Source organism: Thermoanaerobacter wiegelii Rt8.B1, from assembly GCF_000147695.2.
GTDB lineage: Bacteria > Bacillota > Thermoanaerobacteria > Thermoanaerobacterales > Thermoanaerobacteraceae > Thermoanaerobacter > Thermoanaerobacter ethanolicus.
Window position 1 is genome coordinate 37612 of record NC_015958.1, and the last position, 13697, is coordinate 51308.

18 protein-coding genes are annotated in these 13697 nt (G+C 34.8%); 17 read left to right on the plus strand and 1 reads right to left on the minus strand.

Annotated elements, in window-relative coordinates; translation table 11 throughout:
• Positions 1 to 311: 311 nt before the first annotated feature.
• From THEWI_RS14495 to THEWI_RS00235, 15 genes are read left to right on the plus strand one after another with little or no spacing between them, the layout of a single operon-like run.
• Positions 312 to 488 carry a hypothetical protein gene (locus THEWI_RS14495; protein WP_244262261.1) on the plus strand — a complete coding sequence of 59 codons (177 nt, stop codon included), beginning with the start codon at positions 312 to 314 and terminating at the stop codon, positions 486 to 488.
• Between the two features lie 14 nt (positions 489 to 502).
• Positions 503 to 784, plus strand: coding sequence for a Na+/H+ antiporter subunit E (locus tag THEWI_RS14500; protein ID WP_244262262.1), 282 nt, complete (start codon positions 503 to 505; stop codon positions 782 to 784).
• The gene (locus tag THEWI_RS00175; protein WP_014061999.1) at positions 781 to 1074 is read left to right on the plus strand and encodes a monovalent cation/H+ antiporter complex subunit F; all 294 of its coding nucleotides are present in this window, start codon (positions 781 to 783) and stop codon (positions 1072 to 1074) included. Before THEWI_RS14500 ends, THEWI_RS00175 begins: the two co-directional genes overlap by 4 nt.
• A complete protein-coding gene (mnhG, locus tag THEWI_RS00180; RefSeq protein WP_004399470.1) occupies positions 1026 to 1340 on the plus strand; it encodes a monovalent cation/H(+) antiporter subunit G in 315 nt (104 codons plus the stop codon). The genes THEWI_RS00175 and mnhG overlap by 49 nt, the downstream gene beginning before the upstream one ends.
• A gap of 1 nt (position 1341) precedes the next feature.
• Complete coding sequence (locus tag THEWI_RS00185) at positions 1342 to 1584, plus strand: Na(+)/H(+) antiporter subunit B (RefSeq protein ID WP_003869962.1); 243 nt, start codon at positions 1342 to 1344, stop codon at positions 1582 to 1584.
• Positions 1574 to 2314: an MnhB domain-containing protein gene (locus tag THEWI_RS00190; RefSeq protein ID WP_014062000.1), complete on the plus strand. Its 741-nt coding sequence runs from the start codon at positions 1574 to 1576 to the stop codon at positions 2312 to 2314. The genes THEWI_RS00185 and THEWI_RS00190 overlap by 11 nt, the downstream gene beginning before the upstream one ends.
• A 4-nt stretch (positions 2315 to 2318) precedes the next feature.
• Entirely contained in the window at positions 2319 to 2681 is a 363-nt protein-coding gene (locus THEWI_RS00195) for a sodium:proton antiporter (RefSeq protein WP_014062001.1), read from the plus strand.
• Positions 2678 to 4141: a complex I subunit 5 family protein gene (locus THEWI_RS00200; RefSeq protein WP_014062002.1), complete on the plus strand. Its 1464-nt coding sequence runs from the start codon at positions 2678 to 2680 to the stop codon at positions 4139 to 4141. Before THEWI_RS00195 ends, THEWI_RS00200 begins: the two co-directional genes overlap by 4 nt.
• Before the next feature lie 10 nt (positions 4142 to 4151).
• A complete protein-coding gene (locus THEWI_RS00205) occupies positions 4152 to 6026 on the plus strand; it encodes an NADH-quinone oxidoreductase subunit M (RefSeq protein WP_014062003.1) in 1875 nt (624 codons plus the stop codon).
• Positions 6023 to 6907 carry a respiratory chain complex I subunit 1 family protein gene (locus THEWI_RS00210; protein ID WP_014062004.1) on the plus strand — a complete coding sequence of 295 codons (885 nt, stop codon included), beginning with the start codon at positions 6023 to 6025 and terminating at the stop codon, positions 6905 to 6907. Before THEWI_RS00205 ends, THEWI_RS00210 begins: the two co-directional genes overlap by 4 nt.
• Positions 6908 to 6930: 23 nt before the next feature.
• On the plus strand, positions 6931 to 7527 hold the full coding sequence (locus tag THEWI_RS00215) for a NuoB/complex I 20 kDa subunit family protein (protein ID WP_014062005.1): 597 nt from the start codon (positions 6931 to 6933) through the stop codon (positions 7525 to 7527).
• Positions 7517 to 7993 (plus strand): NADH-quinone oxidoreductase subunit C, encoded by a 477-nt coding sequence (locus tag THEWI_RS00220; RefSeq protein ID WP_003869955.1) that lies wholly within the window; start codon positions 7517 to 7519, stop codon positions 7991 to 7993. The genes THEWI_RS00215 and THEWI_RS00220 overlap by 11 nt, the downstream gene beginning before the upstream one ends.
• A gap of 3 nt (positions 7994 to 7996) precedes the next feature.
• A complete protein-coding gene (locus tag THEWI_RS00225; RefSeq protein ID WP_003869954.1) occupies positions 7997 to 9145 on the plus strand; it encodes an NADH-quinone oxidoreductase subunit D in 1149 nt (382 codons plus the stop codon).
• Positions 9146 to 9160: 15 nt separating this feature from the next.
• Positions 9161 to 9649 (plus strand): 4Fe-4S binding protein, encoded by a 489-nt coding sequence (locus tag THEWI_RS00230; RefSeq protein ID WP_014062006.1) that lies wholly within the window; start codon positions 9161 to 9163, stop codon positions 9647 to 9649.
• 55 nt (positions 9650 to 9704) lie between these two features.
• On the plus strand, positions 9705 to 10721 hold the full coding sequence (locus THEWI_RS00235; protein ID WP_014062007.1) for a DUF1646 domain-containing protein: 1017 nt from the start codon (positions 9705 to 9707) through the stop codon (positions 10719 to 10721).
• 434 nt (positions 10722 to 11155) lie between these two features.
• On the opposite strand, the gene THEWI_RS15195 is transcribed toward THEWI_RS00235, so the two are convergent.
• On the minus strand, positions 11156 to 11284 hold the full coding sequence (locus tag THEWI_RS15195) for a hypothetical protein (RefSeq protein WP_279624988.1): 129 nt from the start codon (positions 11282 to 11284) through the stop codon (positions 11156 to 11158).
• Between the two features lie 267 nt (positions 11285 to 11551).
• On the opposite strand from THEWI_RS15195, the gene THEWI_RS00240 reads away from it, so the two are divergent.
• Entirely contained in the window at positions 11552 to 11920 is a 369-nt protein-coding gene (locus THEWI_RS00240; RefSeq protein ID WP_006569865.1) for a hypothetical protein, read from the plus strand.
• Between the two features lie 34 nt (positions 11921 to 11954).
• Positions 11955 to 13589 carry a carbon starvation CstA family protein gene (locus THEWI_RS00245; protein ID WP_014062008.1) on the plus strand — a complete coding sequence of 545 codons (1635 nt, stop codon included), beginning with the start codon at positions 11955 to 11957 and terminating at the stop codon, positions 13587 to 13589.
• Positions 13590 to 13697 lie beyond the last annotated feature (108 nt).

Consider the following 13697-nt stretch of genomic DNA (forward strand, 5'->3'; position numbering starts at 1 on the left):
CATATAAAGATTAATCCAAAATTTAACAAAAAAGATAGCAAAGACTTATGTTGTAACGATATCCTTTTATTTTTATCAAGGAAGTAAGGAATCTGTGACAATCTATTTTTGTATTAAATAATAATTTTGCTACAACTATTATAAAAGTTGAACAAAATTAAAAAAATTTTGTTGAGAATGTTTACTATGAATGTTTTGTGTGATATAATTTCAAGTGGAAATAATATATACCTCCCTAGAGTAAGGCGGTAATAAACGACGATACAGCGGAGCGTTATACGTGATACTAATGAAAATGGAGGTGTGACTAATTGACCAATTTGTTATTTATTTGGGTAGCGATGTTTTTGGTATGGACTGCATTGAATGCGCCACTATCAGCCCAAAAAACTATTTTTGGAATTATTTTATCATTTTTGATTGCAGTAATTGCTAATGTATATGATAAAGAGCAAAAAAAATTTAAATTAAAAACTTTTTTTATTTGATTAAATATTTCGTCGTGTTTTTAAAAGAACTTGTCAAAGCTAATTTGAATATGGCAAGAATAGTTTTGACTCCTTCTTTACCTATTTCGCCTAAGATTTTCAAGGTTACAACAAGCCTTAAGTCTCCAATAGCAAGAACATTACTTGCAAATTCTATAACTTTAACTCCAGGAACAATATCTGTAGAACTTGATGGGGATACATTATACATTCATGTGGTTGAGGGTGATAAAGTAGAAAACGTTGAAGATTTAAAAGGACCCTTTGAAAAGATTTTAAGGGAGGCTTTTGAATGATAATAAATGTTATTTTAGGATTAGTGATTTTCGGTCTTTTATTAAGCTTTATAAGGTTGGTAAGGAGCAGTTCAATTGAAAGCAAAGTGGTTGCTATTGACATTATGACAACTATTTCTTCGGGACTAATAGTGATTTTTGCTTTTATAAGCGATAACGGGTTATTTTTAGATGTGGCGCTGGTATATGGTATTTATTGGGGTTGTAGCAATAGCTCGTTATTTAGAAGGAGGAATTTAGTATGCAGTATATTGGATACTTTTTCTTGCTTATTGGAGCTGTTTTTTTAGCGCTAGCAGGTCTCGGAATATATAGGATGCCGGATGTATTAAATCAATCTCAAGCGGGGACTAAAGCATCAACTATGGGGATTGTTGGATTGTTTGTTGGTTTTGCTTTTCTCAAGCCATTGTGGGCACCCAAGTTAATTCTTATGGCATTGTTTTTTCTTTTTACTTCGCCGATTGCTTCACATGCAATATGTAAGGCAGCGATAAAGAGAAATAAAGCAAAACTTATATTAAAAGAAAATGCTTTTTCAAAAGAAGGTGAGTAATATGTTTTTATCAGTAATTATTGCGGTTATTATGATATTTGGTGCTATGTGGACAATTGTAACTGAAGATTTATTTAAAGCTATTGTTATATTTGCAATAGTATCCCTTTCTTCTTCTATAATGTTTTTACTTATGCAGGCGCCAGATGTTGCTATAACGGAAGCGGCTATAGGCTCGGGCATAACTACTGCGCTATTTATTTTCACATACAAAAAAGTGGAGGAGGAAAAAGATGAAAGATGAAACATCTGTATTAGTAAATATTATTGCTTTTTTAATTCTCTTTGTGATAGGAATTTATATATATAGTGTAGCTATTGATACAGGAGCAGGAATAAAAATAACGGATAATATAACTCCTACCATGAGGGTGGCCGATAAATATCTAAACAAGAACGTGTTAGATGATAGTAGCACATATCAATGGGGAGGTACAGCTGAAGATACAGCTGCTAATATTGTAACTTCGGTTGTTGTTGATTATAGATTATTTGATACAACTCTTGAGGTAATAGTTTTATTTATTACAATATTAGGTTTTGGCTTTGTTATTCCTAAAGACAAGAGAAAGATAATTAAACCTACTACTATACTTAACAGGTGGGCGCCAATTCTGATGCTGCTTATGCTTATGATAGGGGGATACACATTTATTAATGGACACTTATCTCCTGGAGGGGGTTTCCCGGCAGGTGCTATTATATCGACGGCTATTTTGACGGGTGTTTTGACTGGAAGGAGAACAATAAGTCAAAAATCCCTTAAAATAATAGAGGCAATAACAGGTATATCAATATTTTCCATCGGAATCATAAGTTATTTTCTAACTGGTAGCTTCTTTCAGAATTTTATATTAAATGACAAGATAGGAGATCTATTTTCAGGTGGATTGATACCTATATTTTATGGTCTTATAGCATTTAAAGTTGCTGCTGAGCTTTCAAATATCTATTTTGAATTTTATGAGGAGTGATGTTATGACGCAAGTTTTTATACTGTCCTCCCTTTCTCTTATGTTTATAGGTCTATATGGGGTTTTGACGAGAAAAAATTTACTAAAAATAATTATAGCGCTAAATATTATAGAAACAGGTATCAACTTACTTTTGGTTTCCTTTGGATACATTGATCATGGAATAACACCTATTTTAACTTCACAGGAGAGTATACTTAACCTAAATAAAATGGTAGATCCAGTTCCACAGGCGCTTGTTCTTACATCAATAGTTATAGGCTTGGGAACAACTGCATTTGCTTTAGCATTGGCAATACGATACAAAATTACTCATAATTCTATTTCGATAAATGCATCTGAAGAGGAAGAAGGAAGAGGTATATGAATAGCATAGTTTTTTTAGTTGTAATACCAATTATTGCGGCGTTTTTATCTTTATTTTTAGGCAAGGTGAATAAATTAATTGCATATATAGTTACAATTTTTAACTTATCTTTTTCTGTAGTTGTCCTTGTAAGTGGGAAAATACCCTTTAATGTTGCAATTGGAGGTTGGAGGGCTCCATATGGAATAAACTTTGTTGTTACTGATATCACAATTTTCTTTTTACTACTTATTAATGTAGCAGCAGTTCTTTCACTGACAACAATAAAGGAACATATGGAGTACCAATTCTATGCTTTCTATTTTATACTACTTGCTGCGACTAATGGTATGGTTTTGACAGGTGATATATTTAACTTTTATCTTTTTACAGAGCTTACTACCTTTGCAATTGGAGGACTTGTGGCGTACAAAAGAGATAGATTAGCTACAGGTGCATCACTAAAATATTTAATATTATCATCAACTGCATCTACTTTTAGCTTAGCAGCAATAGGCCTCATATACAAGACTTTAGGGACTCTTAATTTTGCAGACATAGCCAGCAAAATTTCTAATTTAAACAAAGCATCATTATCTTTAATTTTAATACTCTTTATTTCTAGTATGCTAGTTGAACTAAAGATTTTTCCATTTAACATTTGGGTTGTAAAGGCTTATGATGCTTCTATTCCAGCAGTAAATCTTTTTCTTCATGGGATGGTTAGTACTGCCGGTGTATATGGGGCAATAAGAATACTTCTTATGGTATTTTCAAAAAATGGTATAATGTTAAGTCAAAGTAGCAACATAGCAAACATTTTAATATTGTTAGCTTTTATAACAGTAATAATAAGTGAAATTGGAGCTTTGACAGAAAAAAATTTAATTAAAGTTTTGGCATTTTCCTCCATGGCGCAACTTGGTATATTTCTGTTCGGAATAAGTTTAGGCAATTATGAAGCACTAAAAGGAGCATTTTATATAGTTATATCAAATTATTTTGCGAAACTTGTTATGTTTATTGTTGCAAAAAATTATTCTGTTATTGCAGGAAGCAGAAATTACGACGACATGAAAGGATTAGGGAGAAAATATCCTATACTTGCGATAGCTTTTACAATATCAGCTCTAAGTCTTATGGGAATGCCTTTTTTCGCAGGATTTTGGGGTAAACTTTCCATAGTTGGAAATGCACTTTTGATGGGCAAAATTGCTATTACAGGTGTAATAATAATACTGATTTCATCTGTAATTGAAGGTGTTTATTATCTTAGAATATCTCACACATTTTTTAGTGATAGGAATATTCAAGGTACTGAATTATCAAGGATTAATTGCGTGCTACCAATAGTTTTAGCGGCGGTTATTTTGATTATAGGTATATATCCACATTCAATTGAGAATATAATATGGACGATGATAAATGAAATACAGAATACACCAGAAAAATATATACAAGTAATTTTGTCTTTAAAGTGAGGGTGAGAATATGATAGAAATTTTACTGGTTCCTCTTATAACAGCATTTATATCGGCTATTTTTATCAAAAACAAGCGGCTTGTATGGTTTCTTTTTCTGATTTCTAATGGCTATATATTATATAAACTTTACTCATTGTATGGAAAGTGGGATTTATCTTATATATTAAACACTGATTACCAAATATTTGGTGTAAAGCTAAGTTTAGGACTTTCAAACAATCCTTTAGGATGGTATTTTGCCTTTTTCTCCGCTGTTGTTACCTTAGTAATTGCTATATTTTCTATAGGATTTAATACAAACTCTAAAGGAAATGTAGCTCCTATATGGATGCTGATTATATTTGCCAATATTGGGATATTCTATGCGGCAGATTGGATAACATTTTTTATGATGTGGGAACTTATGGGGTGGACGTCATTTTTTGCAATAACTAATGGAAATGCTAAAGCATTAGATGGTGCAAAATATTACTTGGCTCTTTCTCTTCTTGGTGGATCAGCCCTGTTAGTTGCAATATTGCTGCTTGGTGCATACACTAAAACTTTTATTATAATTACATCTGCCTATAGATTAGTGCAACTTTTTAATTTGGCAGAAGGTGTTTTTACAACAATATTACTTTTGTTTATTATGGCATTCTTTATAAAATCGGCAGTATTTCCATTTTACATGTGGCCTTCAAAAGTATATGCTGTAGGTCCTGAAGATTACATTGCGTTTATGTCTTCAGTAATGATAAAATATGGCATTTATCCTATGGCAATATTCATAGTTCCTGTAATTGGGAATTTACAACTTCCTAAGATATTTAATGCAGGTAATTGGATGCAATATTTTATTGGTTATCTTGGAGCGCTTAGTGCTGTTGTAGGGACTTTACTTGCTATGTTTCAGACTGATATGAAAAAATTATTTGCGTATTCCTCTGTGGCAAACATGGGATATATACTTTTAGGTTTCGCATCTATGAGTATAGTAGGTTTTGAAGGTTCGCTTTTCCATGTTGTTAATCATATTGTTTTAAAAGCTGCGATATTTTTATCTCTTGCTGCTGTAGTGTATAGGACGGGTGAGAGTGAGATGCACAAATTAGGTGGACTTGTATATAAAATGCCTATTACTTTTTTGACATTTCTTTTTGGAATAATAGCAGCAGCAGGAATACCACCGTTTAATGGCTTTGGCTCAAAGTGGATGATAATACAAGCGCTTATGGAGAAGAAGATGGTTGTTCTTGTAATATCCATGGTATTTGCATCAACCGGAGCGTTTATGTATTTATTTAGGGCACTTGTTTCTATATTTTTAGGACAACTTCCCGAAAGATATAAGGATGTAAAAGAGGTACCATATACGATGTCAATACCCATGATTATAATGATGGGCTTGATGCTTTTAATTGGTGTGTTACCGGGTGTTGTGATGAAACCATTAACTATAGCAATGAGGGCTATGGGATATCAAGTCGACATTGCAAGTTGGACTACTCTTACTTCTTCTTTTAGGAATTCAACAGTAGATTTAAGAATAGTGTTTTACATGTTTGCCATGGGTATTGTAGTTGCAGCTTTGATGTATTTGCTTGGAAACAAATCCGAAACTGTACCACAGCATGATAATTACACAGCAGGAGAGAACCCAATAGAATGGGGAGTTGATGCAGACAAGTTTAACTATTCTTATTCATTTTACCAACCATTTAAGGAGATGTTTGACCCGCTTTTTGAAAGAATTTCAATAGATAGATTTTTTTCAAGTATAGGTAAAAATTTTGAATATATAAGCCCAACCATTCAAGGGCTATATAAAAGAGGAGAAGGAGCAGTGTTGCTTTTTAGCATTGGTGTTCTCTTATTTATACTAGGGGGTTGGATTTTATGATAGCAGCTATAAGAGTTTTTGGTTATAGCTTGTTTGCAATATTTATTGGACTCTTATTTATGGGTATAGGGAGGAAGATTATTGCAAGAATTCAGCTGAGATTAGGTCCACCATTTTATCAGGCATTTTTAGATGTAGGAAAACTCTTTGCCAGAAAGTCCATAACACACAATTTTGTGATGGATCTTGGAATGATAATGTCGCTTGCGGGACTACTGTCAACTATGCTATTTGTTCCAGTAGCTGGACATATGGCTATAAAGACTAGTTCTAATCTAATTCTAATAATTTACCTCATGGCCATTGGACATCTTGGAATGGCAATGGCAGCTTCTGCTAGTGGAAATCCCAATGCAACAATTGGTGTATCTCGTGCACTTACAATGATGCTGGGATATGAAATTCCGTTTTTTACAGTAATGTTAGGATTAATAATTTTTAATGGGACTTCTTCTCTTGAGCTTATTGCGCAAAGTCAGGCAGGTGGAATATTGAATTGGAATATGGTTAAATTTCCGCTTGGATTTTTAGCAGCTGAAATTGCATTACAAGCGATAATGGGAGAAAAACCATTTGATGCAATGGTAGCACCTGCTGAGATAGCTTCAGGACCTATGGTGGAGCTTGGTGGTAAGTACCTGGGACTTGCATTTTTGACACATGCAGTTTCAATTTTTGTTGAAACAGGGATAATGGTAAATTTATTTATGGGCGGTGCTTCAAATGTATTTACTTTTGTATTAAAACAATTTGAAATATATTTAATTACTGTACTTATTGAGGCCGTATTCCCGAGATTTAGAATAGAGCAGGCAGTTAAATTTCTCTGGACTGTTCCCATGAGCATTGCAGTTGTCCAGCTTGCGATAATATTATTGTAAGATAATAGAAGGGGGCAATTTGAATGGAAGATTTAAAGGCTAATGATAAAAGAAGCTATATTGATAATTTGATAGATTTTTTCAGAAAAAGATCTATATGGATACTTCATTACTGTACAGGTTGCGGAGCAGTGGAACTACCACCTTCAATGACATCCAGGTGGGATATTGAAAGATTTGGCATAGTGCCAATGGCGACACCAAGACAGGCAGATGTCCTTTTAGTAACAGGATATGTTTCACTAAAGACATTAAAGAGGATTATAAAGATTTATGAACAAATGCCAGAACCCAAATGGGTTTTAGCATTTGGTTCGTGTACAGTAAATGGAGGAATTTACTGGGATTCTTATAACACCATAACAAATCTTGCGGAATATATTCCTGTTGATATTACTGTATCGGGCTGTATGCCTAGGCCAGAAGCAGTTATAGATGCATTGCAAACGCTAATGGAGATGATACAGTCTGGCGAGGGAGGAGCGTACAAAAAATACAAAGAAAACTATGAATACTATAAAAAGAACCAGGATAGAGTTTTAAGGAAAACAGCCCCAATATTAGGAAGCAGCGAAACAGAGTCAATTTATCAAGAAAAGGAGGGGAATTATGAAACTTGATAAAGAAAGCATAATAGAACTTTTAAATCAAAAAGGAGTAGAGGTTTTAGACCTTTATCCAAATCAAATAAGTGTAAATATTAAAAAAGATAACCTCTTAAACCATTTGGTATTTTTAAGGTCAATAGGTTTTGATCATCTATCATTTATAAATGCAGTTGATTTTATAGATGAAGGTGAATTTGAACTTGTTTATCATGTTTGGTCTTACACCCATAAAATTCATGTTTTAAACAAAGTAAGAATAAGCAGAAATAATCCTGTTATACCAACGATAGTAAATCTTTGGGAACAAGCGCAGTTTTATGAGCAAGAAATACACGAGTTTTTTGGGATAATTTTTGAGGGAAACAAAGATTTATCTCCTTTGTTCTTGGAAAATTGGGTAGATATACCGCCGCTTAGAAAAGATTTTGATACAAAAGAGTTTTCTGTAAGATTGTTTGGTGCCGAGATAAGGAGGTGATATATGATGGATTCACCATCATATATGTTGAGCAAAATAGCTGAAAAAGACAATTTAACTGTATACGAGCTTTTTTTTGGTCCTAATCATCCAGGAATGCATGGTAATTTTGGCTATGTACTTGAAATGATAGGGACAGAAATAGTTAAAGTTAGACCCAATGCAGGACATTTGCATAGAGGATTTGAAAAATTAATGGAACAGAAGCTGTGGGTTCAAAATATAGCACTTGTTCCTAGAATATGTGTTGCTGATCCAGACCCCAATGAAGTAGCCTATTGTACAGCCATTGAAAAGATACTAAGGGTTGACATCCCAGATAGAGCAAAATTTTTAAGAACAATCACTCTTGAAATGAGCAGGCTGTCTTCTTTCTTAATGGGAATGGGTGCCCTTGCTGCAGCTGTAGGTCTATATACGGCTATGAACATTATGACCGCCGATAGGGACTTAATACTTGATTTATTCGAATGGTTAACAGGAGCAAGAGTATACCACATGTTTAGCATACCAGGAGGCGTTAGAAATGATTTGCCTGATGGTTTTGTAGAAAGACTATATAAAGTATTGGACCATTTAGAAAAAAGGCTAATTGAATATGATAAATTACTGTTTGAAAATCCTATAATCCACAAAAGATTAAAAGGATTAGGTTATGTCTCTAAAGAAGATGCAGTAAAATATGGGCTTACTGGCCCGAATCTTAGAGCATCAGGTAACCCCTATGATGTAAGAGTTGATGATCCATATGCAGCTTACCCCTACCTTGACGTTAGAGTAATAACACAAGAAGGTGGAGATGCATTAACTAGGGCTATTCAAATAAGATTGGAGTTTGAAGAAACGATTAATCTTATAAGGCGGGCACTTAAGACCATGCCAGAAGGAGAGATTAGACTAAATCTTGGAAATCTTTCCGCACTTAAAGTGCCAAAAGGAGAAGCATATGCAAAAGTTGAATCGTCAAAGGGAGAGTTTGGATATTATGTAGTGTCAGACGGCGGAATGAAACCATACAGAGTTGCAGTTAGAGGGCCTTCTCTTCCTGCGGGATTACTGCTTGCGCAAAAACATCTTCCCAAAATGAAAATAGACGATGTAGCTGCGTGGATGGCATCACTTGCAATTTGTCCGCCTGATATAGATAAATAGGAGGGAAGTAACGATATGTCACTGGGAGATAAGAGTGTATATTCCCCACTTACTAACCTTAAAAATTTATTTAAAAAACCTATGACAGTAAAATATCCTAAAGAAATTTTGAAAGTGTTTCCAAAAGATGGCGTATCGCCTATTTATAGAGGGCTTCATACCAATGATTTAAACAAATGTATTGGATGTGGAATGTGCCAGAGAATATGTCCTTTCGATGCTATAGAAATGAAAGTTATTGGCGAAAATGAGCAAGGCAGAGCTATTAAAAAACCAGTTGTTGATTATGGAAGGTGTAGTTTTTGTGGATTTTGCGTAGATGTTTGTCCAACTAACTCATTAAAGATGTCAAGACATTATATATACAAAGTAAAGACAGTAAAATCGATGAGTGCAAAGGAAGAGGTAGAGCATATAAAGCAAAAATTTAAGCTTATGCCGGATGAATCTTTGGGAGATGATATAGGGTATAATACTGGGAAAGCCAAGAAAATATTAGGATAAAAATTACTCTTTGTGATCATATTGATAAACATATGCAAAAGTAGGAGGTATATATATGGTAACAGCATTAGTTGTAATTTTAGTACTTATTCTGTTATTACCATTTGTGGTAAAACAAGTAGAACACAATCTGGAATATTTTTTATTTACAATGGGAATTATATCTGTAATTGTGTCAAAACAATTTAGTGTAGAATTGTTTTTCCATATTTTCAAAAATCCACTCATTTACTATATTACTTTGGCAGTTTTGATTGCAGGGTTAATTTTTACATTGTTAAAAGAAAAATTGAAAATAGGTGTTGAAAAAGTTGCAGTATCTTTGAGGCTTTTCGCATTCATTATAATCGTGGTACTTGGGCTCATGTCAAGCATTATTACAGCAATAATTGCCTCTTTGGTTTTGGTTGAGGTCGTAAACTACTTGCCTCTTACTAGAAAAAACAAAATAAATTTGATTGTTATTGCTTGTTTCTCCATAGGCCTTGGTGCTGTTTTAACGCCTGTAGGAGAGCCACTGGCTACTATTGTTGTATCCAAATTACATGCCGACTTTTTTTATCTTGCACGATTAATAGGTGTTGATATAATAATTGCAATTTTAGTTCTAGGATTAATAGGAACATTTTTTGCAAAAAGAGAAAGTGGGATAGGTGAGCCTACCGAAGATGTTGAGGCAGATGAGAATATAAAAGAAGTATTCATTAGAGCTTTTAAAGTATTCGTCTTTATTTTTGCATTAGAGCTACTTGGAACGGGTTTTAAGCCTGTAATTGATTTATATATTGTTAAAATGAAAAGTGAGCTTTTATACTGGGTGAATACAATTTCTGCAATTGTTGATAATGCTACACTAGCAGCAGCAGAAATTTCTCCATCAATGACGCCGGAACAGATAAGAGCTATTTTAATGGGAATGCTTATTAGTGGAGGAATGTTAATTCCAGGTAATATTCCAAACATCATTTCTGCGGGTAAATTAAAAATAAAAAGTACTGAATGGGCGCGAATCGCTGTTCCTCTAGGTGCAATACTTTTGATAGTGTATTATATTGTATTGTTTGTGATCTAAATAAGTCAAGGAGACATAGTGTAAAATTTAGTATTAAAATAATATAGTTGGAATTTTGTTTAAATTTTTCTGGTATCCTCGCAGACTAAACTAACGCTAGACCTCGGATTCCGGTGGGGTTCCTGCCCTTTTAAGCCTTGCCTTAAGCCAGCATCTGGCATTCTTGCTTTCGGCCTGCCTTCTTCTTCGGTCTCGCTAAGTTTCCCGGCACTCAAGCGAACATGTTATCAAAAAGCAAAGCAAGGGAATAGTAAATTTACTTGAGTGCCGGGCGGTCAAGTACCGCCCTTTGTGCAAAATGTCAGCCATTTACAGAGTTATATCCACACATTTACCTAGATAGTGTCAAGATACTGTAGGATATTTTTTAAAAACAACCCCTGAAATCTCATTAAATCAAGGTTTCCATCCATTATGTTTTTTATATCACACTTTCATATTTTATTGCTTTTAAAATTCTGTATATTGGTGTTACTTAATAACTTCCTAAAAATTTCTGTCACTTCATGAGTGAGATTTATTGCATTTTGTAGTATAATATCCTCAAAACTAATTTTTTTCACAAGAGACACCCCTTTCTGCGATATTTTGTTTTCAAATTCTATTTTATCACGGGGGTTACCTTTTGTTTTTTATCACCTAAAAATCCTACGATAATTTTACACTATAATTTACCTGTGAAATCTTGACAGGGACATATATATGATGTATAATACTAATTAAAAGGATTTTGAAGTGCATAGGGGAATTTTCTAAGATAACTCATGTATACGTTAACACTACTATAATAAAACTATATCAAGCAAGAAAGGAAGCGAGAGGAAGGAAAAATGCAATACAAACTGGCTTTAGATGAAAGCAAATTGAGAGAGTTTTATTATGAACCCCATGAGTTTAGGGGACACCGCTTATACAGAAGAGTTTTTATTATGGAAAAGAGTGGAATACTAGGGAAAATTGCCGATTACAAGTTATTGGATTTCATTGTAGTAGATTTAACGCCGGAGGAACTTTTGCCACTAATTAAGCCTATTCCCGACGTAATGGTGGAGAGATTCTTGTTACCTGGTCAAGGGAAAATAATCAAGAAATCCTTTTGGTTTGGATTAAGGGGATGGGCATACATTGGTTTTTTGGAGGGCAAGGAAAAGTTATTTGACGATATGAGGAGTGAGGTTAAACAAGCACTAAAGCCCTAAGGGCTTTAGAAATATATAGTGAGGAGGGTTTGAATTGATTTTAACGTTATTTGTAGTGGCGGTATTATTGTTTGTCTTAGCTTATTGGTTGTATGGGAGATGGCAAGAAAAGCTGTATAACTTGGATAACAACAACAAAACTCCCGCTTACGAATTGTACGATGGCATCGATTACGTACCAACCCATCCAATGATTCTTTTAGGGCACCATTTTTCCAGTATTGCAGGTGCAGGTCCCATAGTTGGACCTATTACAGCTGCTTCCATGTTTGGTTGGCTTCCTGCTTATTTATGGATTGTGATTGGTTCTATCTTTTTTGGCGGTGTTCATGACATGGGTGCTATTGTAGGTTCCATACGGCACAAAGGCCTTAGCGTGGGAGAACTGGTAAACCGCTACATAGGTAAACGGGCCAAAGTATTATTCAATGCATTTGCTTGGTTTGCATTAGTGCTGGTGGTGGCGGCTTTTTTGGAACTGGCAGTTACTTCTTTTGCTGGGGACCCTGCTGTTGCTTTCAGTGCAGTTCTGTATATTGTATTAGCTGTTATTTTCGGCTTGTTGGTGTATAAGTACAATTTATCCTTGGGCTGGGTTACTCTTATTATGCTTCCATTTGTGATAGGCGCAATTTTCTGGGGCAACTATTCACCTTTGGTGCAATCTGTGTTCAAGCTGGATGTTAATACATGGCGGTGGATATTAATTGTCTATATTTCGGTTGCTTCTGTGCTTCCCGTTTGGCTATTACTCCAACCCAGAGATTATCTTTCTTCCTGGTTTTTGTATTTGAGTGTGTTTATCGGCACGATAGGCATCTTGTTTGGCGGTAGCAAGTATCCTGTAAACTTAGATGCTTTTAAAGGTTGGTATGCAGGTGGCAGTAACTACCTATGGCCTATCCTGTTTATTACCATTGCATGTGGCGCCATTAGTGGATTTCACTCTTTGGTGGGCAGTGGAACAACGGCAAAACAGTTAAAAAATGAAAAAGATGCCAAGTTTATTGGTTATGGAGGCATGTTATTAGAAGGGGTAGTTGCTGTTATAGCTTTGATTACGATAATAATGGCTGGTAAAATTTTGTCTCCTGCTGAAGGTTTACCAGCTAATCCACAGTACACTTACGGCGTCGGTTTTGCTAAGTTTTGGAGTTTATTTGGTTTGCCAGAAAAAGTTGGTATATCTTTTGGCATGTTTACTATCAATACGTTTATTCTTACTACACTGGATACTGCGACGCGTTTGGGCAGGTATCAGCTTCAAGAGTTAACCTCAGGTAAACTTGATAAGTATACTGCAACACTCATTACGGTTTTGGCAGCTTTGGTATTAGTATTTATGAAAAGTGGTGAAACTCCAGTTTGGCAGCTCATTTGGCCGGTATTTGGTTCCGCTAACCAATTAACAGCAGGTCTAGCATTATTAGGCATAACAGCCTACATAATGAAGGGATTGAAAAAACCAGCCTGGTTTACTGGTTTGCCCATGGTGTTTATGATTGTGACAACTTTAGCAGCATTGATACTGCTAATCAAGGCTAATCTTAGCGGTCCTACACTTCCATTGGGAATTGTTTCTATAATACTTATTGTGTTGGCTGTTTGGCTGGTTGTGGAAGCTTACCTAGCGTTAATTAAGAAAAAAACAGAGGAGGAGAAGGCATAAGTAGTATGAATGATATTAAAAAAAGAGGCGCTAAACGGCGCCTCTTGGTCTTTGCGTGCGCCCGGCATGGGCGATAACTAGGCGGTGAAAGTCCGCTGTGGGCTTGGT

What these genes read in the sequence shown, in the direction of transcription:
- THEWI_RS00205 (WP_014062003.1), top strand. Translation starts at nt 4,152, where the DNA reads ATGATAGAAATTTTACTGGTTCCTCTTATAACAGCATTTATATCGGCT.
- THEWI_RS00240 (WP_006569865.1), top strand. Translation starts at nt 11,552, where the DNA reads ATGCAATACAAACTGGCTTTAGATGAAAGCAAATTGAGAGAGTTTTAT.
- THEWI_RS00220 (WP_003869955.1), top strand. Translation starts at nt 7,517, where the DNA reads ATGAAACTTGATAAAGAAAGCATAATAGAACTTTTAAATCAAAAAGGA.
- THEWI_RS00200 (WP_014062002.1), top strand. Translation starts at nt 2,678, where the DNA reads ATGAATAGCATAGTTTTTTTAGTTGTAATACCAATTATTGCGGCGTTT.
- mnhG (WP_004399470.1), top strand. Translation starts at nt 1,026, where the DNA reads ATGCAGTATATTGGATACTTTTTCTTGCTTATTGGAGCTGTTTTTTTA.
- THEWI_RS00190 (WP_014062000.1), top strand. Translation starts at nt 1,574, where the DNA reads ATGAAAGATGAAACATCTGTATTAGTAAATATTATTGCTTTTTTAATT.
- THEWI_RS00230 (WP_014062006.1), top strand. Translation starts at nt 9,161, where the DNA reads ATGTCACTGGGAGATAAGAGTGTATATTCCCCACTTACTAACCTTAAA.
- THEWI_RS00185 (WP_003869962.1), top strand. Translation starts at nt 1,342, where the DNA reads ATGTTTTTATCAGTAATTATTGCGGTTATTATGATATTTGGTGCTATG.
- THEWI_RS00235 (WP_014062007.1), top strand. Translation starts at nt 9,705, where the DNA reads ATGGTAACAGCATTAGTTGTAATTTTAGTACTTATTCTGTTATTACCA.
- THEWI_RS00175 (WP_014061999.1), top strand. Translation starts at nt 781, where the DNA reads ATGATAATAAATGTTATTTTAGGATTAGTGATTTTCGGTCTTTTATTA.
- THEWI_RS00225 (WP_003869954.1), top strand. Translation starts at nt 7,997, where the DNA reads ATGATGGATTCACCATCATATATGTTGAGCAAAATAGCTGAAAAAGAC.
- THEWI_RS00215 (WP_014062005.1), top strand. Translation starts at nt 6,931, where the DNA reads ATGGAAGATTTAAAGGCTAATGATAAAAGAAGCTATATTGATAATTTG.
- THEWI_RS00210 (WP_014062004.1), top strand. Translation starts at nt 6,023, where the DNA reads ATGATAGCAGCTATAAGAGTTTTTGGTTATAGCTTGTTTGCAATATTT.
- THEWI_RS00195 (WP_014062001.1), top strand. Translation starts at nt 2,319, where the DNA reads ATGACGCAAGTTTTTATACTGTCCTCCCTTTCTCTTATGTTTATAGGT.